The sequence below is a fragment of the Mesorhizobium sp. C399B genome (assembly GCF_030323185.1).
GTDB lineage: Bacteria > Pseudomonadota > Alphaproteobacteria > Rhizobiales > Rhizobiaceae > Mesorhizobium.
Map to the genome: position 1 here is coordinate 2,045,685 of NZ_CP100472.1, position 19,272 is coordinate 2,064,956.

Below are 19,272 nucleotides of genomic sequence, written 5' to 3' on the forward strand. Positions count from 1 at the left end.
TTGGCCAGCTGGCGCAATTCCAGGAAAAGTGTGAGCGGTTTTCCGGCCGGAATTGCGTAAAAGAAAGAGTTAGAGAGGTTCGCCGTTTCCGTGAAACGGTGAAATCGCTCTTGAACACCATGCCGACCAGAGACCCGTATGCACGGGGCCGCCTTGCCTCCTGACGGCAGAGCACGGACGACCCGAACGGGAGGAGCCTCATGAGCAGTGTAGCGACGACCCAGATCAAGCTGACACCCGAGCGGTCTCGCCCCTCCGTGCGCGCGCGACTGCAGGACGCGCTGCCGAAGATCGTGCTGGCGCCGAGCTTCGCCATCACCATCGTCTTCGTCTATGGCTTCATCCTGTGGACAGTCTATCTGTCCTTCACCAATTCCAAGACCTTCCCGTCCTATGTCATTACCGGACCACGCGCGTATCTACGGCTGTGGGGCTGGACGTTCGACTCCGACCCGCCATCGAGCTGGTACACGTCGATCGTCAATATGGGCATTTTTGGCTTTCTCTACATCGCCATCTGCCTGGCGCTCGGCCTGTTCCTGGCCATCCTGCTCGACCAGAAGATACGTGGCGAAGGCGTGTTGCGGCCGATCTATCTCTACCCGATGGCGCTGTCCTTCATCGTCACCGGCGTCGCCTGGAAATGGTTCCTCGACCCCGGCCTCGGTCTTGAGCAGACCTTGCATCAGTGGGGCTGGACGAGCTTCCATTTCGACTGGATCAAGAACAAGGATTTCGTCATCTACACGGTGGTCATTGCCGGCGTCTGGCAGGCCTCCGGCTTCATCATGGCGATGTTCCTGGCCGGCCTGCGCGGCATCGACGGCGAGATCATGAAGGCGGCGCAGATCGACGGTGCCACCACCTTCCAGCTCTACCGCCGCATCGTCATTCCGCTGCTGCGGCCAATCTTCCTGTCGGCCTTCATCGTGCTCGCCCACCTCGCCATCAAGTCGTACGATCTGGTGGTGGCGCTGACCAGCGGCGGCCCCGGTGGCTCGGCCTGGCTGCCGTCCAACTTCATGTATGAGTACACGTTCAAGCGCAACGAAATGGCTGTCGGCTCGGCCAGTGCCGTGATCATGCTGATGACCATCGTTGCCATCATCGTGCCTTATCTCTATTCGGAACTCAGGGAGAAGCCGCGATGAGCGCTGTCGCCACCCCTGCCCGCCCCGCTGCTTCCCAAAAGGCCTCCGGCGGCATCAGCACCAAGACCCTCAACCGCATCGTCATCTACGGGCTTCTGGCGCTGTTTGCGCTGTTCTATCTGATGCCGCTGTTCGTCATGCTGGTGACCTCGTTCAAGACCATGGACGAGATCCAGAACGGCAACATGCTGGCGTTGCCCAAAGCGCCGACCTTCGACCCGTGGCTGAAGGCCTGGGGCGAGACCTGCGTCGGCCTAACCTGCGCCGGCATCAAGGGCTATTTCTGGAACTCGATCAAGATGGTGGTTCCAGCCGTACTGATCTCGACCATGCTCGGCGCGCTCAACGGCTACGTCTTGACCAAATGGCGTTTTCGCGGCGCCACGCTCGTGTTCGGGCTGATGCTGTTTGCCTGCTTCATTCCGTTCCAGTCGGTGCTGCTGCCGATGGCGACCATCCTCGGCAGCCTGGGACGTTTCGGCGTGAAGCTGCAGAATGCGACGGGTACGAGTTTCGGTCTCGGCAATCCGACGGTCAACCTGGTCTTCGTCCATGTCGTCTACGGCATCGGCTTCACCACACTGTTTTTCCGCAACTATTACGAGGCATTCCCGAACGAGCTGATCAAGGCCGCACAGGTCGACGGCGCCTCCTTCTTCCAGATCTTCCGCCGCATCATGCTGCCGAACTCGATGCCGATCTTCGTCGTCACCGTCATCTACCAGTTCACCAACATCTGGAACGACTTCCTGTTCGCTTCGGCTTACGCCGGCACAGGCGACTCCATGCCGATGACGGTGGCGCTCAACAACGTCGTCAACACCTCGACCGGCGTCGTCGAATACAATGTCAACATGGCGGCCGCGATGATCGCGGCTCTGCCCACCCTGATCGTCTATGTCGTCGCCGGCCGCTATTTCGTGCGCGGGCTGATGGCTGGCGCGGTCAAGGGCTGATCAATTCGGAAGGAACGACCATGGCTTTTCTGGAAATTGATGGGCTGAAGAAGCGCTTCGGGAATGTCGAGATCCTGAAGGGCATCGATGTCGAGCTCGAAAAGGGCGGCTTCCTGGTGCTGGTCGGCCCGTCCGGCTGCGGCAAGTCCACCTTGCTCAACACGATTGCCGGCCTGGAGCAGATCACCGAGGGCGAAATCCGCGTCGACGGCCGCGCCATCAACGATCTGCACCCATCCAAGCGCGACATCGCCATGGTGTTCCAGAGCTATGCGCTCTATCCGAACATGACGGTGGCCGGAAACATCTCCTTCGGCATGGAGATGCGCGGCGTGCCGGCCGACGAACGCCAAAAGGCGATCGACAAGGTGGCCAAGGTCCTGCAGATCGGCCACCTCCTGCAGCGCAAGCCGAGCCAGCTTTCCGGCGGCCAGCGCCAGCGCGTCGCCATGGGCCGGGCGCTGGTGCGCGACCCCAAGCTGTTCCTGTTCGACGAGCCTTTGTCCAACCTCGACGCCAAATTGCGCGTTGACATGCGCATCGAGATCAAGCGCCTGCATGCCACCACCGGCACAACCATCGTCTACGTCACCCACGACCAGATCGAGGCGATGACGCTGGCTACCAAGATCGCCGTCATGCGCGACGGCGAGGTGCAGCAGTTCGGCACCCCGGCCGAGATCTACAACAACCCGACCAATTTGTTCGTCGCCGACTTCATGGGTTCGCCAGCGATGAACCTGATCCCGGCGACCATTGCCACGTCGGGCAATGCGCTGTCCGTCGTGTTGGAGCGCGAGGCGCGCGAGCCGATCACGCTGCCGATGGCCAACGCGCCGGCGGGTCTTTCGGCATTCCAGGGCAAGCCGATCATCTTCGGCGTGCGCCCGGAAGCGCTGACCGATCCGGAAGGTGCGGAACGCAACGCCTCCAACATTGCCACTGCCGACCTGCACATCGAAGTGGTCGAGCCGGCAGGGTCCGACACGTTCGCGGTGACCAACCTCGGCGGCAAGGGCGTGGTGGCGCGGTTGCGGGCCGACGCCAACATCCAGCCGGGCACCAGCATGCCGCTCGCCTTCAACCTGACCAAGGCCGTGTTCTTCGATCCGGCGACCGAACACCGCATCCGCTGATCGAGATGGTCAGCCCCGATATCGTCATCATCGGCTCCGGTATCGGCGGCGCTACGATCGCATCCGGCCTGGCGGGCAGCGGTGCCTCGATCCTGATGCTGGAGCGCGGCGAGCCCTTGACGGCAACGCCGCATGCCCGCGACACGCGCTCCATCTTCGTCGACGGCCACTACCGTCCGAAGGAGATGTGGCGCGAGGCCGGCGGCGGCGCCTTCAACCCCGGCAATTACTACTATGTCGGCGGCAATTCGAAATTCTACGGCGCGGTGCTGATCCGCTACCGCAAAGAGGATTTCGCCGCCATGGAGCACTTCGGTGGCGTCTCGCCGGCATGGCCGTTTTCCTACGATGAATTCGAGCCTTGGTATTCGAAAGCCGAGCAGCTGTTTCGCGTCCGCGGCTCACTCGGCGAGGATCCGACCGAACCGTTCCACTCGGTCCCCTATGCCTTCAAGCCGGTGCCCGACGAGGCGCCGATTGCGCGCGCCCGCGCCGAGTTGAAAGGCCTCGGCCTGCATCCGGCCTCGCTGCCGCTAGGCGTCGACATCGACACCTGGCTGAAAGAGGGCAAGACCGGCTGGGACGCATTCCCCAACACCGCCCAGGGCAAGGTCGATGCGCAGACCGGACCGCTGACGGCTGCACTTAAGGACAGCAATATCCGGCTCAAAACCGGCTGCCATGTCGAATATCTCGAAGCGTCGTCCGACGGCAAAAGCATCGCTGCCGTTCACTACCGTCAGAATGGCGAGCTGAAGAAAGTCGCGCCGAAGCTGGTCATCCTGTCCGCCGGCGCGGTCAATTCCGCCGTCATCCTGCTGCGCTCGCCTTCACCAGATGGCAAAGGCCTCGCCAACAGCTCCGACCAGGTCGGCCGCAATTTCATGAACCATAATTCGAGCGCCATGCTGGCGATCGATCCGCGCCGCAGGAACGACAGCGTCTACCAGAAGACGCTTATGCTGAATGACTACTATCTCTCCGACGGCAAAGGCGGCAAGCCGCTCGGCAACGTCCAACTGCTCGGCAAGATCGACGGCAACATGTTGAAGGCCAACGTCAAACGCGTGCCGAAATTCGCGCTCGATTACATGGCCGGTCGCGCCGTCGACTGGTATCTGATGTGCGAGGATCTGCCCGATCCGGAAAGCCGCATCATGGTCGACGGCAAGGACATCGTCATGCAATGGCGGCGCTCCAACATGCAGTCGCTGGACGGGCTGACCAAGGTGATGCGTGAGAACTTCCGCGCCTGCGGTTATCCCATCGTGCTGTCGCGTCCCTTCGACAAGCGCACGCCCTCGCACCAGTGCGGCACGGTGAAAATGGGCGACGATCCGGCGACGTCGCCGCTCGACCCTTTCTGCCGCGCCTTCGACCACCCGAACCTGTTCGTTGTCGACGCCAGTTTTTTGCCGAACTCGGCCGCCGTGAATCCGGCGCTGTCGATTGCGGCACAGGCGCTGCGCGTGGCCGAGCATATTCGCCGAACGGACCTCGCGGCATGACCCGCCCCGCAGCAATCGTCACCGGCGGTGCGCGCGGCATTGGGCTCGCCTGCGCCGAGGCGCTGGCCGGGGACGGCTTCGACATTTTGATCGCCGACCTTGCCGAACAAGCGCCGGACGAACTGGCCGCCAACATCACCGCACGGGGTGCGGAGTTCGCCTATGTCCGTTGTGATATCGCCAACCTCGAGGATCACACGGCCCTCGTCGACGCCGCCATACGTGCCTTCAGCCGCATCGACTGCCTCGTCAACAATGCCGGCATCGGCGCCGTGGTGCGCGGCGATCTGCTGGAGCTGAAGCCCGAGAATTTCGACCGTGCGCTGGACGTCAATTTGCGCGGCACAGTCTTCCTTAGCCAGGCCGTCGCCAAGGCGATGCTGGCGGCTCCCAGCAATCATCCGCGCTCGATCATCACCATCACCTCGGTCAGCGCCGATATGGCCTCGCCGGAACGCGCCGACTACTGCATCTCGAAAGCCGGCCTTTCGATGTGGGTGAAGAACCTGGCGCTACGGCTTGCGCCGGAAAACATCGGCGTGTTCGAACTGCGGCCGGGCATCATTCGCACCGACATGACCGCGAGCGTATCAGCCAAATACGACGCGCTTATCGACAGCGGCCTGGTGCCGGCAAAACGCTGGGGCGAAGCATCGGACATCGGCGCCGTGGTGGCGACGCTTGCCGCCGGCAAGCTCGGCTTTTCCACAGGCTCGATTATCAATGTCGACGGCGCGCTCTCCGTGCCTCGACTGTAGGTGGATAGGGTTATGACCGACTACATCATCGTAGGTGCCGGCCCGGCCGGCTGCGTTCTGGCCAACCGGCTGAGCGAGGATCCAGCGAACTCCGTGCTGCTGCTCGAGGCCGGCGGCAAGGACTGGCACCCCTACATCCACATGCCGGCGGGCTTTGCCAAGATGACCAAGGGCATCGCTTCCTGGGGCTGGTCGACCGTGCCGCAGAGGCACATGCAGGACCGCGTCTTCTGGTATACGCAGGCGAAGGTGGTCGGCGGCGGCTCGTCCATCAATGCCCAGATATACACGCGCGGCAACGCTCGCGACTACGACGCATGGGAGAAGGAAGAGGGCCTCGCGGGCTGGGGCTATCGCGACGTGCTGCCTTATTTCAAGCGCGCCGAGAACAACCAGCGCTTCGCCAACGATTTTCACGGCGACCAGGGGCCGCTCGGCGTGTCGAACCCTATTTCGCCGCTGCCGATTTGCGAAGCCTATTTCCGCGCCGGCCAAGAGATGGGCATCCCCTTCAACCCGGATTTCAACGGCGCTAGCCAGGAAGGCGTCGGCTACTACCAGCTGACCCAGAAGGACGCCCGGCGCTCATCCGCTTCGGTCGCCTATTTGAAGCCCATCCGCGCCCGCAAGAACCTGACGGTCCGAACCGATGTGCTGGTCACCCGCATCGTCGTCGAGAAAGGCCGCGCCACCGGCGTCGAGATCGTCGACAAACCCGGCGGCGAGAAGACCATCATGCGCGCCGAGCGCGAAGTGATCGTCTCGTCCGGCGCCATCGGTTCGCCGAAGCTGTTGATGCAGTCGGGCATCGGCCCGGCTGATCACCTGAAATCGGTCGGCGTGACGCCGGTGCATGATCTGCCCGGTGTCGGCTCCAACATGCAGGACCATCTCGATTTGTTCGTCATCGCCGAATGCACCGGCGACCACACCTATGACAACTACGCCAAGCTGCACCGCACCGCGTGGGCCGGCTTGCAGTATCTGCTGCTGAAGAAAGGGCCGGTCGCCTCCAGCCTGTTCGAGACCGGCGGCTTCTGGTACGCCGATCCGACCGCCGCCTCGCCCGACATCCAGTTCCATCTGGGACTCGGCTCCGGCATCGAGGCCGGCGTCGAGAGGTTGAAGAACCCCGGCGTGACCTTGAACTCGGCCTTCCTGCGCCCGCGCTCGCGCGGCACGGTGCGGCTGAGCAGCGCCGACCCGGCCGACCACCCGCTGATCGATCCCAACTATTGGTCGGACCCTTATGACCGCGCCATGTCGATCAAGGGCCTCAGGCTTGCGCGCGAGATCATGCGGCAGAAGGCGCTTGCACCTTACGTGTTGCGCGAGGTGCTGCCCGGACCATCGCTCGCCAGCGACGACGAGCTGATCGACTATGCCTGCCGCACCGCCAAGACCGACCATCACCCCGTGGGCACCTGCCGCATGGGCCATGACGATATGGCGGTGGTCACACCGGACCTGCGCCTGCGCGGCATCGAGGGCCTGCGCGTCTGCGATGCCTCGGTGATGCCGCGCGTGCCTTCCTCCAACACCAATGCGCCGACCATCATGGTCGGCGAAAAAGGCGCCGACATCATCCTCGGCCGCGAGCCGCTTCCGCCGGCGGTGTTCTCCGGCAATCGGGCCGCATAGCCACTTAGGAGAACGAACCAATGATCAGACACTGCGTCTTCGTACGCTTCCGCAGCGATGTGCCCGCCACCGAGCGCACGGCAATCCACGCCGATCTCGAAGCACTGCGCTCTGTTGTCGACGGCATGGACACGGTCCATTTCAGCACCAATGTCAGCCCGGAGCCGTTCGCGCGCGGCTTCAGCCATGCCTTCACCATCGACTTCCGCGATGCCGCCGCCCGCGACGCCTATCTCGTGCATGAAGCGCATCAGCGCGCCGGCGCCCGATTGGTCGCAGCGCTCGAAGGCGGCACCGACGGGCTGATGGTGTTCGATCTCGACATTACGAAAAAGTGACCGCGCTTCTTTCGAAAGCCGGCTGACGCCTGTTCTCTTTTGCGCCCCAAGGAACATATCGTTCCCCGGGGGCGTTTAGGAGGAACGTCGTGGCTCTCACCGCGCAGAAGAAGAAAACCGTCCTTGCCTCCTTCCTCGGCTGGACGCTCGACGCTTTTGATTTCTTCCTTCTGACGTTCCTGCTCACCGATATCGCAACCGAATCCAACACTGACGTCCCGGCAGTCTCCAAAGCGTTGTTCCTGACGCTGGCGACACGCTTCATCGGCGCCTTCTTCTTCGGCAGGCTGGCCGACAAATATGGCCGCAAGCCCATTCTGATGCTCAACATCGTAAGCTATTCGGTGATCGGCGCGCTGGCTGCCTTCTCGCCCAATCTCGTGGCTACGCGCTGGCGCTGTTTGCCGGCGTGGTCGCCGTCTGCATCATCGTCGTCATCCGCTTCAGTCCGGAACGGCGCGGACAGGTGATGACGGTGCTCGGCTGAAGTATCAGGCTCTCAGCCCAGTCTGAGGGCCACGACACCGGCGACGATGCTGAGCGCGGCGGCGCCGCGCCAGCCTGTCATCTTCTCGCCGAGCGCGAAAACCGAGATCATCATGGCAAACAGGATCGACGTCTCGCGCAACGACGCCACCGAGGCGATCGGCGCCTTGGTCATCGCCCACATGACGATCCAGTAGGCCGCGCCGCTGAGCACGCCGGTGAACAGGCCTGCCTTCCAGTCACGCGCCAGCACGGGCAGCGCCTTGGGCCCGCGAAAGATGAGGCACAGCACCAGCGCCCACGTGGCATCGCAGATGAACAGCCATGCGGCATAGCTCGTTGCCGTTGCGGCCAGCCGCGCGCCGCTGCCGTCGGAGAGCGTATAGCTGGATATGAAGATCGAAGTGCCGAGCGCAAAGCCGACCGCCCGCACATTGATCCGCTCCAGATGCGCGCCGCCGCGAAACGACATCACCAGCGTGCCGGCTGACAACAAGAGGATGCCGAGGATGGCGAACGGCGCCGGCATCTCCTGCACCACGACAACGCCGCCGAGGGCGGTCAAAAGCGGCGCCGTGCCGCGCGCCAGCGGATAGGTCTGGGCGAAATCGCCGGCCTTGTAGGCGCCGATCAGGAAGGTCCGGTAGCCCATGTGAAAGAGCACCGAGGCGATTATAAAGGGCCATACCGCGGCCTTTGGAAACTCGACGAAGGGCAGCACGAACAGTGCGGCAAAACCCATGCCCAGCGTCATCAGCGTGATCGACAGGAAGCGATCGAGATGCACCTTGACCAGCGCGTTCCAGATCGCGTGCATGGCGGCGGCGGCAAGCACCGCGAAAAAGACGAAAAGCGTCATCGAGGGCTCACCGATCTCCCGAGCTCAAAGGCGTCGAGATCGATATCGATCCGGACCGGAAAATGGTCTGAAGCGATCTCGCCTATATCGGCACTGACCGAGCGCACACGGTCCGCGAACATACCGCCGACGAAGCAATGGTCGAGCCGGCGTTTTGCCACTTTCCCGTCGATCGTTTTCACATGGGTGTGGAAATCGGCAGCCGGCTCGCTAGCGACGGCAGCGGCATCAACAAAGCCGTCGAGATAAGCTGCCCCGCGATGATAGGGCGTGCTGCCGACGATGCGGCTGTATTCGGCGCTGCCCGGCTCCATGTTGAAATCGCCCATCCAGATCGCAGCTGTCGGGTTTTCCGGCTCGGCCTCGCCACTGGTCCAGTTGCGCGAAGGCTCATCGTCCGCGCCGCTCCACGGGCCGCCCTCGGACGGCGCGCGGCGATGCTCGGCCAAGAGATAGTCGATCTGCTCCAGACGCTCCTCCGCCGCGATATGGGCGAGATGCAGCGACAGGACCCTTACCGGTCCGGCCGGCGTGCGGATCATGCATTCGAGCGCGGCGTTGCGCGTGTTGAGCGGCCGCAGCGTGCGGCGCATGGGCAGCGCGTGCAGCCGCGACCAGGCGATCGGCAGCTTCGACAGCAGCATGGTGCCGAACTGGCGGCGGCGGTTGACGACCCGGCCGTCGCGCTGCTCACTGGCGTCCATGTCGAAGGCCGGGCCATAGACCCAGTAATAGCTAGGCAGCAGCTTGGACAGGACCTCCGGCTGGTCGTCCTCATTGGTGCGCTGCCAATGCCGCTCGACCTCCTGCAGCGCGATGATATCGGCGCCCTCGACCAGCTTGGTGCAGCGCGAAAGATCGTAACGGCCATCGCCGCCGAACCCGTACTGGATGTTGTAGCTGACCAGTTTCATTGCTTATCCGGCTCAATTTCGCTTTGGCAGTAGCGGTTCGGCAGATGGGTTGCAATGTACCGGCACGACGGCGGAACTGGGCCAGCGTCTATGATGTGGTCAGCGGCTGGAACCGGCCCGCCGGCGATGCCGCCAGTTCGGCCCAGTCGATCTCTTCCTCCAGCCGGTGGTAGGCTTCGTCGCCGATCGTGCCGTTGCTGCGCAACTCCTCGAGCGTGTCGCGCTGGCGGTTGATGGCATAGAGGCGCAGCCGGTCGTATTCGGTCGCGGCCTGAGCGTCCTCCGGGTTTTCCGCAATCAGGCGCTGCGCTTCATACTGTTCGCGCACGACGGCGGCGGCCGCAGATGTCTTGCGGCTCAGCACGTCCAGTGCTGCCTGCATGATGGCGACGCGCGCCTGCGCCACCTCATTGTCGACGGTTCTATCGGGGTCGAAGTTGATCCAGCGCAGCAGCGGCTTCAGCGTCATGCCTTGCAGCACCAGCGTGCCCAGCACCACCGCGAAGGCGGCAAGCACTATCGGGTCGCGGCCGGGAAAATCGGCCGGCAGCGCAATGGCCACCACCAGCGTCACCAACCCACGCATGCCGCACCAGCCGACAATGACGGCGCCGCCGAACGTCGGCAATTCCCGCCTTGCCTCTTGGCTGCCGAAGCGGGCAAGCCACCGGATGATCGCGACGTAACTCGCCACCCAGACAAGGCGCGCGACGATAACGACGACCAGCACCGTTGCGGCGAAAAGGAATGCTTCGCCTTGCCCGTCGCCGGCCAGCCTGCCAACGATCGTGCGTGCCTGCAGGCCCATCAGCACGAAAGCCAGCACGTTGAGCACGAACACGGCCGACTCCCAGACCGAATAGGTACTGACGCGGCGTCTCGCCGACGACTGGCGCGGCGCCCTGCGCGCAATGGTCATGGCATAGACGACGATGGTGATGATGGCGGAAAGGCCCAGCCTGTCGGCGATGATCCACACGGCGAAGGTTCCGGCAAACTGCACCACCGTGCTGCTCGCCGCATCCTCGATGCGGCCGAGCGACAGCAGCGAGACGCGGCCAAACAGATAGCCCGCGATCACACTGCCGATCGTTGCCAGCAGGATCACCGGAACGGCGTTGCTGAGCATGATCGTGCCAAGCGCCGCCGAAACCGCCAGCCGGTAGATCAGCAGCGCCGTGGCATCGTTGAGCAGGCTCTCGCCCTGCAGGATGGCGGTAATGCGGTGCGGTACCTTGAACTGGCTGAGCACGGCGGATGCGGCCACCGCATCCGGTGGCGCGACGATGGCGCCGAGCGCGATTGCCGCCGCGATCGGCAGGCCGGCCATCTTCCAGCCGACCAAGGCAACCACCACGGTGGTGAAGACCACGGCGCCTAGCGCCAGCAGCGCGAGCGACAGCCGGTAGCGCTTGAGGTCGCGCAGCGACGTGTCATAGGCGGCGTCGAGAAGCACCGGCGCGATGAACAGGGCAAGCGCCAGCTCCGGATCGATCTCGATCGTCGGCGCACCGGGTACGAAGGCAATCGCGACGCCGGCCAGAGCCAGCAGGGACGGATAGGGAATTTCCAGCCGCCGCGACAGCGCCGTCAGCGCGACGGCAGCCAGAAGCAGGATGAGGGTAAGTTCGAATAGCGCCATGGCCCATCGTAGCGGCGAAGCGGCATCATGGGCAGTGGCTGGATGGCAAGATGCTGTTGATTATCCAGCACTCGGGGTCCGGCAATGATACGGCCGTTCATCGCGCCAGCTTGAATCGACCGCCTCGGTCGCCCCAGGATGCTGCTTTGCTAGTGCAGCACCAGCATATCGCTCGATGAGAACGATATGTCGGCCTTCTCGCCGACAGCCGGCGGTGGCGTTGCCGGGCTGTTGAAGGTGTCGAGCGACACCGTGTTGCCGCCGATGCCGACGCGAACGCGAATGACCGAGCCGAGGAAGTGCACTTCGGAGATTTCGCCCGACAGGCTTGAATCGCGACCGGGCTGGCGTCCGAGCGAGATCGCCTCGGGACGCAGCGCCAGCGACAGCGTGTCGCCCGACTTCGAGCCGTTGAGCTTGCCCTTGAGCGAGACTTCCTGCGTGTTGACTTGCACCGTGCCGGCCGCGGCGTCAGTGACCTTGCCTTCGAGCACGTTCAGCGTGCCGACGAAGTTGGCGACGAACTTGGTCGCCGGCCGGTTGTAGATCTCGAACGGCGTGCCGACCTGCTCGGCCTTGCCGCCATACATCACCGCGATGCGGTCGGAGATCGACAGCGCCTCTTCCTGGTCATGGGTGACGAAGATGGTGGTGATGCCGAGCTTCTTCTGGATCGAGCGGATTTCCTCGCGCAACGACACACGTACCTTGGCGTCGAGCGCCGACAGCGGCTCGTCGAGCAAAAGCAGCTTCGGCTTCGGCGCGATGGCACGCGCCAGCGCGATGCGCTGCTGCTGGCCGCCGGAGAGCTGGTAGGGATAGCGGTCGGCCATCTGCGGCAGCTTGATGATGTCGAGCATCTCGGCCACGCGTCTGTCGATGTCCGCCTTGGGCATGCCGGCGACCTTCAGGCCAAAGCCGATGTTTTGCGCCACCGTCAGGTTGGGGAACAGCGCATAGGCTTGGAACACCATGCCGACATTGCGCTGGTTGGGCTTTAGCCTCGTGATGTCCTTGCCTGCGACGACGATCTTGCCCGCCGACGGCTCTTCGAAACCGGCGACCATGCGCAGCACGGTGGTCTTGCCGCAACCCGATGGCCCAAGGAAGGATACGAACTCGCCCGGCTCGACATCAAGATTGAAATCTTCGACCACGGTGGTGGCGCCGAAGGATTTTCGCACATGCTGGATGGAGAGGAATGGTTCGGCCATGGCTTTTTCTTTCGATCAGTACTTTGTCGATCAGTTCGGGCGGTTCGCCGATCTCGGCGCGAAACGGGACAGGATCTGGATCAGCGACATACAGCCCCAGGTGATGGCGAAGGCGATGATGGCAAGCGCCGCCGGCTCATAGGCGCGGTTGGCGCCAACGTTTTGCAGATAGGGGCCGAAGGCGGGCCGGTTGAGCAAGCTGGCCATGGTGAATTCGCCAATGACGATGGCGAAGGTAAGGAAGGCGCCCGACAGCACGGCGATCAGCACATTGGGCAGGATCACACGACCAATGATCGTGCCCCAACCGGCGCCAAGGATCTGCGCCGCTTCGGTCAGCGTCCTGACGTCGATGGTGCGCAGTCCGGTATCGACCGCGCGATACATGTAGGGCAGCGCCAGCATTGCATAGCCGATGACCAGCAAGGCATTTGTGCCCATGTCGGTCGCCAGGAACGGCAGCGGCGAATTCGAACCGTACATCCTGATATAGCCGAAGACGATGACGATGGCGGGAATGACCAGCGGCAGCAGCGTGATGAACTCTACGATCGGCCGCAGTTGCGGCAGGCGCAGTCGAATCCAGTAGGCGGCGGGCACCACGATCAACACGCCCAGAATGATGGTGAAGATGGCGGCAAGCACTGAGTAGCCAAAGGTCGCCTGAAAACGAGGGTCGCCAAGCACGATCTGATAGGCGTCGAAGGAATAAGCGCCGCGCCGCATGCGCAAGGAAAATTCCACCGTCGCGATCAGCGGAATGAAGAAATAGGCCGCGCCCAGCCCGAAGACGACCCAGGCCCAGAATTTTCCGGACTTCATTTCAGCCACCTCTCCGAGCGCGTCCGGAACCAAATGTAGAAGACATTGGCCAGCCCGGTGATGACGATCATGCCGAAGGCGATCGCATAGCCGAGATGGGCATTGTGCAGCACGTCACCGCGTATCTGCGCATAGAGCAGGATCGGTACGATGTTGAGTGAAGAGCCGGTCAGCGCATAGGCGGTGGCGATGGCGCCGAAGGCATTGGCGAAGAGCAGGATGACCGTGCCGAGGAAACTCGGCCAGATCACCGGGATGACCACCATGCGCCAGTATTGCGTCTGGGTGGCGCCAAGCGTCGCCGCAGCCTCGCCCCACTCCTTCTTCAAGCCGTCGATCGCCGGCGTGATGATGACCACCATTAGGGGAATCTGGAAATAGACATAGGTCAGCGTCAGGCCCCAGAACGATAGGATGTTGAAGCCGTGCGCATAAATGTTGAGGCCGAACACGGTGTTGAGCAGCACCGTGGCGAGACCGAGGCGTCCGAGCGTGGCGATGAAGGCGAAGGCCAGCGGTACGCCGGCGAAATTGGAAGCCACGCCGGAGAATGTCAGCGTCGCCGAACGTATCCACTCCGGCAGGCCGCCGCGCACGATGGCGATGGCGATGCCGAGACCTGCGAAGGCGCCGATCAGCGACGAGGAAAGGCTGACCTTGAGCGAGATCCAGTAGGCGGCGACAATCGATGGCTGCGCCAGTGCTGCTATGTTTTCGAACGTGAATTCGCCGGCATCGTTCTGGAATGCACCCAGCATCAGATAGAGCGTGGGTAGGATCAGGAACATGATGGCGAAGATGAAGAATGGCGCAACGCCGAGCCATTGCGTCGGCAGTCGCATTGCACGCGCCTCGCTGGGGGGCGCGGTCTTCCCGGCAACTGCGTGATCGGAAAGCGAGATATCTGTCATGCGCCGGCTACCGTCTCCGAGGAACACCGGGCGGCCGCGAGGCCGCCCGGTTGGTTTCAAGCCTTACTTGACGTTGGCGCCGACGACGGCATCCCAGTTCTTGGTGACGGCTTCCTTTGCCTTGCCCTGCTCGTCCAGCGTCGGGAACACCGCGGCAGCGTAAGCCTCGGCCGGCGGCAGCTTGGCCATCACGTCCGCCGGGAGCTTGCCGTTCTTGGCAAGATCGTTGAAGCGGATCGGGTGGCAATAGCCCTTCAGCCAGCCGATCTGGCCTTCGTCGGAGTAGAGATACTCCAGCCAGAGCTTGGCAGCGTTCGGATGCGGTGCGAAAGCACTGATCGCCTGCACATAGACGCCGGCAACGACACCGGTCTTGGGCACGACGACGTCGACGGGCGGATTGCCCTTCAGCGTGTCGCGACCGGCAAGTGCATTGTAATCCCAGGTCACCAGGATCGGCGTCTGGCCTTGTGCCAGGGTCGCCGGTTTGCCGATGACCGGCACGAAATTGCCGGCGGCGTTAAGCTTCTTGAAGAAGTCGAGACCAGCAGTGCCAGCAGCTTCGCCGGCAGCCGCACCACCGGAAATGCCGGCCGCGTAGACGGCCTGGATGGCCTGGTTCGAGGCGCGCGGGTCGCCGGCAAGCGCCACGGTGTTGGCGAATTCCGGCTTCAGCAGGTCAGCCCAGTCAGCAGGCGCTTCCTTGACGAGGTCCTTGTTCACCAGGAAGGATAGCACGCCATAGTAGTCGCCGGTCCAGTAACCATCGGCATCCTTGGCGCTGTCGGGGATCGAGTCCCAGGTCGACACTTTGTAGGGCTGGATCAGGCCGTCAGCCTTGGCGGTCGGGCCGAAGGACAGGCCAACGTCGATGACGTCGGGCGCCTGCGGGCCCTTGTTGTCCTTGTTGGCCTTGATCGCCTCGACCTCGTCGCCGGAGCCGGCATCGGGGTTGAGTTCGTTGATGGTGATCTCAGGATACTTTGCCTTGAAGCCGTCGATGACGGCGCCGTAGCCGCACCAGTCATGCGGCAGCGCGATTGTCGTGAGCTGGCCTTCCTTCTTCGCAGCGGCAACCAGTTCATCCATGGACTGGGCCGACGAGATAGCAGAGGTCGCCATGAGGGCGACGGCCGAAAGGGAAAGCACTTTCCCTGTGAACTTGAACATGTGTTCTCTCCGTTGAACTGGCGTCCTGGACGCCTGCGATGCGGTATCGGTTTCATATGACAGCCAGATGAAAGCTTTTTGAAACTGGCCCCCGGCGGTACGAAAAGTTAACTCTTTTTAACCGGCTGTAGCAATTAGCCTCGACTTAATTTCCCGGCTAATGGTTTATTGCCTTGCTTTTTGCCCCCTTGCCCTTCCTTTCCCTTCGTTTTTAGATCACGTCCGGCGCAGAAACCGCCTCAGACAGTGCCGGCGATAGTGTTCTCGAGCAGCGTCAGCGCTGCTTTCTTGGTCAGCTTGACCGGGTTGCCGCCGGCTGTCGGATCGACCACCGCCATGTCGGCGATCAGCCCCTTGCGCTTCTTGTCCATGTCGAGCCCCTTGATCAGATCGGGCAGCGCATGCGGCACCTTCAATTCCTTGCGCAGCTTGATGATCGCTTTGGCAAAGCCGTCGAAGCCACCCTTGATGCCGCAATAGGCAGCGAGCCGGGCAATCCGCTCCTCGATGGAGTCGCGATTGAAGGCCAAGACATAGGGCATGAACACCGCATTCGTCATGCCGTGATGGGTGTCGTAGAGCGCGCCGATCGGATGCGACAGCGAGTGGATGGCGCCAAGACCCTTCTGGAAGGCGGCAGCACCCATGGCGGCCGCACTCATCATGTGGGCGCGCGCGACAAGGTCCTTGCCTTTGGCGTAGGCCCTGGGCAGGTTCTCGAACACCAGGCGCACACCTTCCACCGCAATGCCGTCGGCCATCGGATGGTAGCCCGGCGCGCAATAGGCTTCGAGGCAATGTGCCAGCGCATCCATGCCGGTGCCGGCGGTGATGAAGCCGGGCATGCCGACCGACAGTTCCGGATCGGCAATGACGATTGCCGGCAAAAGCTTCGGATGGAAGATGACCTTCTTGGTGTGCGTCGCCTCATTGGTGATGACGCCGGCACGCCCGACTTCCGAGCCTGTGCCGGCAGTGGTCGGCACGGCGATGATCGGCGCGATGGCATCCGAATTGGCGCGCGTCCACCAGTCGCCGACATCCTCAAAGTCCCAGATCGGTCGCGTCTGGCCGGCCTGGAACGCGATCAGCTTGCCGAGATCGAGCGCTGAACCGCCGCCGAAGGCGATGACGCCGTCATGCTTGCCCTTCTTGAACACGGCGATGCCGGCGGTGAGGTTGGAATCGACCGGGTTCGGCTTCACCTCGGAGAACACGCCATAGGATACCTTGGCGTCGTCGAGGATTTTCAGCGTCGAAGCGACGACCGGCAGTTTCGCCAACCCCGGATCGGTGACGAATAGCGGCCGCTTAATGCCGGTGGCAGCGAGCACGTCAGGCAGTTCCTTGATGCGCCCCGCGCCGAAGCGGACGGTGGTCGGGTAGTTCCATTTGGAGATCAGCTTGGACATGTCTTGTCTTTCAAAAAATCAGATGGCTTCGCGCAGATGGAAGGATTTCGGCCGGGTCAGATTGTCGTAGCCGAGCGCCGAAAGGGCGACGCCTTTGCCGGTGTCCTTGACGCCGGTCCAGACCAGCGCCGGATCGAGGTAGTCGCAGCGGTTCATGAACACGGTGCCGGTCTCGACGCGGTCGCCGATCGCCACCGCATGCTCGATATCGTCGGTCCAGATCGAAGCGGTCAGCCCGTAGGGGCTGTCGTTCATCAGCGCGATCGCCTCCTCGTCGTTGCGCACCTTCATGATGCCGACGATCGGGCCAAAACTTTCCTCGCGCATGACGCTCATCTGGTGGTCGACGCCGGTCAGCACTTCCGGCGCCAGATAGGGCGAGCCGGCCTTGTCGTTAGCCACCTTCATATTGATGTGTGCGATTGCACCCTTGCGCAGCGCCTCGGCCTTCTGCTCGCGGATCAGGTCGGCAAAGCGCGCCTGCGCCATCGGCCCCATTGTCGTCGCCTGTTCCAGCGGATTGCCGACGACATAATTCTTCGTCTCGGCGATGAAACCTTCGACGAACTGGTCGTAGACCTTCTCATGCACATAGACGCGCTCGATGCCGCAGCAGCACTGGCCGGAATTGTAGAAGGCGCCGTCGACCAGATTGGCCACCGCATGGTCGAGCTTGGCGTCGGGCAGCACATAGGCCGGATCCTTGCCGCCGAGTTCGAGCCCGAGCGTCATGAAGGTGCCGGCCGCCGCCCTCTCGATGGCGCGGCCGCCGCCGACCGAACCGGTGAAATTGACATGGTCGATCTTGCCCGAGCCGAGCAGCTTCTCGGTCTGGGCATGGTTCAGCACGACGTTCTGGAACACGCCCTTGGGCAGCCCAATTTTGTCGAACGCCTGCTGGAACCGTTCGCCGACCAGCAGCGTCTGCGCCGCATGTTTGAGGATAACGGTATTGCCGGCCATCAGTGCCGGCACGATGGTGTTGACGGCGGTCAGATAGGGATAGTTCCACGGCGCGATCACCATGACGACGCCGAGCGGATCCTTCTTCACATAGCGTCGGAAGCCGTCCTTCGGGTTGGATGCCGGCACGGATTTCAGCGCGGCTTCAGCGATCTCGACCATGTAATTGGTGCGTTCCCTGACGCCGCCGAACTCGCCGCCATAGCGCACCGGTCGCCCCATCTGCCAGGCGATCTCCGGCACGATCTCGTCGGTCATCGCGACCAGCGCTTCGAGCATCGCCAGCATAAATTTGCCGCGCTCGACGATCGGCGTCAGCGCCCACTTCTCCCGCGCCGCTTTGGCGCGCTCGACCGCGGCATTGATCGCCTGGTCGGTCGCGATCGGCCGCTCGGCGTAAATCGAACCATCGATGGGCGATTTGAGTTTTACGGTTTCCAAAGGATACTCCAAGTTAGCAGGCTAGGGTGCGCAGATGGCCATTGCGGCCATAGCGAAGGATGGGCTCGTCACGCGTCACCAGAACCATGTCCAACGCTCTCGCACTTGCCATCAGTATCCGATCCATGGGATCACCATGAGGCGGACCGGGCAGGTTGGATGACGCAATCAGAATGGCTGGTGAGATAGCGCTGAGCTTTGCCGACATTCGCTCGATGAATCTCTCCACGAAGTCGAGTGGCGCCAATGGCAGATTGAGCCGGCCCTTGGCTACGCCAATTCCGATCTCCCATGCCGACATCGGCGAAAGATACAGACGGCCGTCATAGGCCGCTTCCGAAATCTCCCGGCTTGCGTGCGGATCGATCAGACTATCGTTGGCGACAAAGATCATCGCACATGTATCCAGAAGCAGGTTTGGCTCTTCGCTCATTTACGCACCGCAAGTTTGCCGTCGCGCGCGTCAGCCTCACCGCCCAGATAGCCCCGGTCCCATGGCTCGTCATCGAAAGGTTTGGTGATATCAAATCCGGCTTCGATTGTTATCAGGCCCTTCATGAAACCAAAACCGGGGTGGCGATCCGCGCGCGCCTCCTTTGGCGCGGCAGGCACGCTACCACTGGGCGGCGCCGAAATGGGCACTTTGCGAACGCGGCGAAATACCAGTTTCCCACTCCCTATATTGACGGATTCGGTCTCGAACCCGGCCTCAAGCCACTCCCTTGTCATGGGATTGTTGCTCGGATTGTTGCTCCACCATGCAGGGTATTGCTTCGATGCGGGCAGCGGCAGATTGAGCACTCTCTCGATTTCGGCGAATGACATCGGAACGCGATCGACATTTTGGGCAATGAGGAAGTCCTTGAGCGGCGCATATTTGGACATTGCAAACTCCTCAATGTAGCGCACTGCAATTTACAGGTACCATATGGTACTAACTTCACTACATT

19 protein-coding genes are annotated in these 19,272 nt (G+C 62.6%); 8 read left to right on the forward strand and 11 right to left on the reverse strand.

Annotation, left to right across the window (positions count from 1 at the left end; translation table 11 throughout):
- Positions 1 to 200: 200 nt before the first annotated feature.
- From NLY36_RS09640 to NLY36_RS09675, 8 genes are all read left to right on the forward strand, one after another.
- Entirely contained in the window at positions 201 to 1,151 is a 951-nt protein-coding gene (locus NLY36_RS09640; RefSeq protein ID WP_023671182.1) for a carbohydrate ABC transporter permease, read from the forward strand.
- On the forward strand, positions 1,148 to 2,107 hold the full coding sequence (locus NLY36_RS09645) for a carbohydrate ABC transporter permease (RefSeq protein ID WP_023695639.1): 960 nt from the start codon (positions 1,148 to 1,150) through the stop codon (positions 2,105 to 2,107). Before NLY36_RS09640 ends, NLY36_RS09645 begins: the two co-directional genes overlap by 4 nt.
- Positions 2,108 to 2,127: 20 nt before the next feature.
- Complete coding sequence (locus tag NLY36_RS09650; RefSeq protein WP_023695638.1) at positions 2,128 to 3,243, forward strand: ABC transporter ATP-binding protein; 1,116 nt, start codon at positions 2,128 to 2,130, stop codon at positions 3,241 to 3,243.
- 5 nt (positions 3,244 to 3,248) lie between these two features.
- Positions 3,249 to 4,751: a GMC oxidoreductase gene (locus NLY36_RS09655; protein WP_023695637.1), complete on the forward strand. Its 1,503-nt coding sequence runs from the start codon at positions 3,249 to 3,251 to the stop codon at positions 4,749 to 4,751.
- A complete protein-coding gene (locus NLY36_RS09660; RefSeq protein ID WP_023671178.1) occupies positions 4,748 to 5,509 on the forward strand; it encodes a 3-ketoacyl-ACP reductase in 762 nt (253 codons plus the stop codon). Before NLY36_RS09655 ends, NLY36_RS09660 begins: the two co-directional genes overlap by 4 nt.
- A 12-nt stretch (positions 5,510 to 5,521) precedes the next feature.
- Positions 5,522 to 7,150 (forward strand): GMC family oxidoreductase, encoded by a 1,629-nt coding sequence (locus tag NLY36_RS09665; protein ID WP_023671177.1) that lies wholly within the window; start codon positions 5,522 to 5,524, stop codon positions 7,148 to 7,150.
- A 20-nt stretch (positions 7,151 to 7,170) separates the two neighbouring features.
- A complete protein-coding gene (locus NLY36_RS09670) occupies positions 7,171 to 7,488 on the forward strand; it encodes a Dabb family protein (protein ID WP_023683219.1) in 318 nt (105 codons plus the stop codon).
- An 89-nt stretch (positions 7,489 to 7,577) separates the two neighbouring features.
- A complete protein-coding gene (locus tag NLY36_RS09675) occupies positions 7,578 to 7,958 on the forward strand; it encodes an MFS transporter (RefSeq protein ID WP_023683218.1) in 381 nt (126 codons plus the stop codon).
- Positions 7,959 to 7,987: 29 nt separating this feature from the next.
- Here NLY36_RS09675 and NLY36_RS09680 read toward each other — a convergent pair whose 3' ends face one another.
- The 11 genes from NLY36_RS09680 to NLY36_RS09730 form a co-directional block, all read right to left on the reverse strand.
- A complete protein-coding gene (locus NLY36_RS09680) occupies positions 7,988 to 8,833 on the reverse strand; it encodes an EamA family transporter (protein WP_023683217.1) in 846 nt (281 codons plus the stop codon).
- Positions 8,830 to 9,747: an endonuclease/exonuclease/phosphatase family protein gene (locus tag NLY36_RS09685; protein WP_023695636.1), complete on the reverse strand. Its 918-nt coding sequence runs from the start codon at positions 9,745 to 9,747 to the stop codon at positions 8,830 to 8,832. The genes NLY36_RS09680 and NLY36_RS09685 overlap by 4 nt, the downstream gene beginning before the upstream one ends.
- 88 nt (positions 9,748 to 9,835) lie before the next feature.
- Entirely contained in the window at positions 9,836 to 11,389 is a 1,554-nt protein-coding gene (locus NLY36_RS09690; protein ID WP_023695635.1) for a cation:proton antiporter, read from the reverse strand.
- Positions 11,390 to 11,538: 149 nt separating this feature from the next.
- Positions 11,539 to 12,603: an ABC transporter ATP-binding protein gene (locus NLY36_RS09695; RefSeq protein WP_023686439.1), complete on the reverse strand. Its 1,065-nt coding sequence runs from the start codon at positions 12,601 to 12,603 to the stop codon at positions 11,539 to 11,541.
- A gap of 30 nt (positions 12,604 to 12,633) precedes the next feature.
- Positions 12,634 to 13,425 carry an ABC transporter permease gene (locus tag NLY36_RS09700; RefSeq protein WP_023671171.1) on the reverse strand — a complete coding sequence of 264 codons (792 nt, stop codon included), beginning with the start codon at positions 13,423 to 13,425 and terminating at the stop codon, positions 12,634 to 12,636.
- Positions 13,422 to 14,336: an ABC transporter permease gene (locus NLY36_RS09705; RefSeq protein WP_023671170.1), complete on the reverse strand. Its 915-nt coding sequence runs from the start codon at positions 14,334 to 14,336 to the stop codon at positions 13,422 to 13,424. Before NLY36_RS09705 ends, NLY36_RS09700 begins: the two co-directional genes overlap by 4 nt.
- 63 nt (positions 14,337 to 14,399) lie before the next feature.
- Positions 14,400 to 15,506, reverse strand: coding sequence for an ABC transporter substrate-binding protein (locus NLY36_RS09710; protein ID WP_023671169.1), 1,107 nt, complete (start codon positions 15,504 to 15,506; stop codon positions 14,400 to 14,402).
- Between the two features lie 239 nt (positions 15,507 to 15,745).
- Positions 15,746 to 16,918, reverse strand: a complete 1,173-nt coding sequence (locus tag NLY36_RS09715; RefSeq protein WP_023695633.1) for an iron-containing alcohol dehydrogenase — start codon at positions 16,916 to 16,918, stop codon at positions 15,746 to 15,748.
- An 18-nt stretch (positions 16,919 to 16,936) separates the two neighbouring features.
- Positions 16,937 to 18,322, reverse strand: coding sequence for an aldehyde dehydrogenase family protein (locus NLY36_RS09720; RefSeq protein ID WP_023695632.1), 1,386 nt, complete (start codon positions 18,320 to 18,322; stop codon positions 16,937 to 16,939).
- A 13-nt stretch (positions 18,323 to 18,335) separates the two neighbouring features.
- Entirely contained in the window at positions 18,336 to 18,716 is a 381-nt protein-coding gene (locus tag NLY36_RS09725) for a type II toxin-antitoxin system VapC family toxin (protein ID WP_245260156.1), read from the reverse strand.
- A gap of 35 nt (positions 18,717 to 18,751) precedes the next feature.
- Positions 18,752 to 19,207, reverse strand: a complete 456-nt coding sequence (locus NLY36_RS09730) for a DUF7662 domain-containing protein (protein ID WP_023695631.1) — start codon at positions 19,205 to 19,207, stop codon at positions 18,752 to 18,754.
- Between the last annotated feature and the right edge of the window lie 65 nt (positions 19,208 to 19,272).

What these genes read in the sequence shown, in the direction of transcription:
- NLY36_RS09680 (WP_023683217.1), bottom strand. Translation starts at nt 8,833, where the DNA reads ATGACGCTTTTCGTCTTTTTCGCGGTGCTTGCCGCCGCCGCCATGCAC.
- NLY36_RS09730 (WP_023695631.1), bottom strand. Translation starts at nt 19,207, where the DNA reads ATGTCCAAATATGCGCCGCTCAAGGACTTCCTCATTGCCCAAAATGTC.
- NLY36_RS09670 (WP_023683219.1), top strand. Translation starts at nt 7,171, where the DNA reads ATGATCAGACACTGCGTCTTCGTACGCTTCCGCAGCGATGTGCCCGCC.
- NLY36_RS09700 (WP_023671171.1), bottom strand. Translation starts at nt 13,425, where the DNA reads ATGAAGTCCGGAAAATTCTGGGCCTGGGTCGTCTTCGGGCTGGGCGCG.
- NLY36_RS09655 (WP_023695637.1), top strand. Translation starts at nt 3,249, where the DNA reads ATGGTCAGCCCCGATATCGTCATCATCGGCTCCGGTATCGGCGGCGCT.
- NLY36_RS09685 (WP_023695636.1), bottom strand. Translation starts at nt 9,747, where the DNA reads ATGAAACTGGTCAGCTACAACATCCAGTACGGGTTCGGCGGCGATGGC.
- NLY36_RS09645 (WP_023695639.1), top strand. Translation starts at nt 1,148, where the DNA reads ATGAGCGCTGTCGCCACCCCTGCCCGCCCCGCTGCTTCCCAAAAGGCC.
- NLY36_RS09725 (WP_245260156.1), bottom strand. Translation starts at nt 18,716, where the DNA reads ATGATCTTTGTCGCCAACGATAGTCTGATCGATCCGCACGCAAGCCGG.
- NLY36_RS09650 (WP_023695638.1), top strand. Translation starts at nt 2,128, where the DNA reads ATGGCTTTTCTGGAAATTGATGGGCTGAAGAAGCGCTTCGGGAATGTC.
- NLY36_RS09710 (WP_023671169.1), bottom strand. Translation starts at nt 15,506, where the DNA reads ATGTTCAAGTTCACAGGGAAAGTGCTTTCCCTTTCGGCCGTCGCCCTC.
- NLY36_RS09640 (WP_023671182.1), top strand. Translation starts at nt 201, where the DNA reads ATGAGCAGTGTAGCGACGACCCAGATCAAGCTGACACCCGAGCGGTCT.
- NLY36_RS09705 (WP_023671170.1), bottom strand. Translation starts at nt 14,336, where the DNA reads ATGACAGATATCTCGCTTTCCGATCACGCAGTTGCCGGGAAGACCGCG.
- NLY36_RS09695 (WP_023686439.1), bottom strand. Translation starts at nt 12,603, where the DNA reads ATGGCCGAACCATTCCTCTCCATCCAGCATGTGCGAAAATCCTTCGGC.
- NLY36_RS09660 (WP_023671178.1), top strand. Translation starts at nt 4,748, where the DNA reads ATGACCCGCCCCGCAGCAATCGTCACCGGCGGTGCGCGCGGCATTGGG.
- NLY36_RS09715 (WP_023695633.1), bottom strand. Translation starts at nt 16,918, where the DNA reads ATGTCCAAGCTGATCTCCAAATGGAACTACCCGACCACCGTCCGCTTC.
- NLY36_RS09690 (WP_023695635.1), bottom strand. Translation starts at nt 11,389, where the DNA reads ATGGCGCTATTCGAACTTACCCTCATCCTGCTTCTGGCTGCCGTCGCG.
- NLY36_RS09665 (WP_023671177.1), top strand. Translation starts at nt 5,522, where the DNA reads ATGACCGACTACATCATCGTAGGTGCCGGCCCGGCCGGCTGCGTTCTG.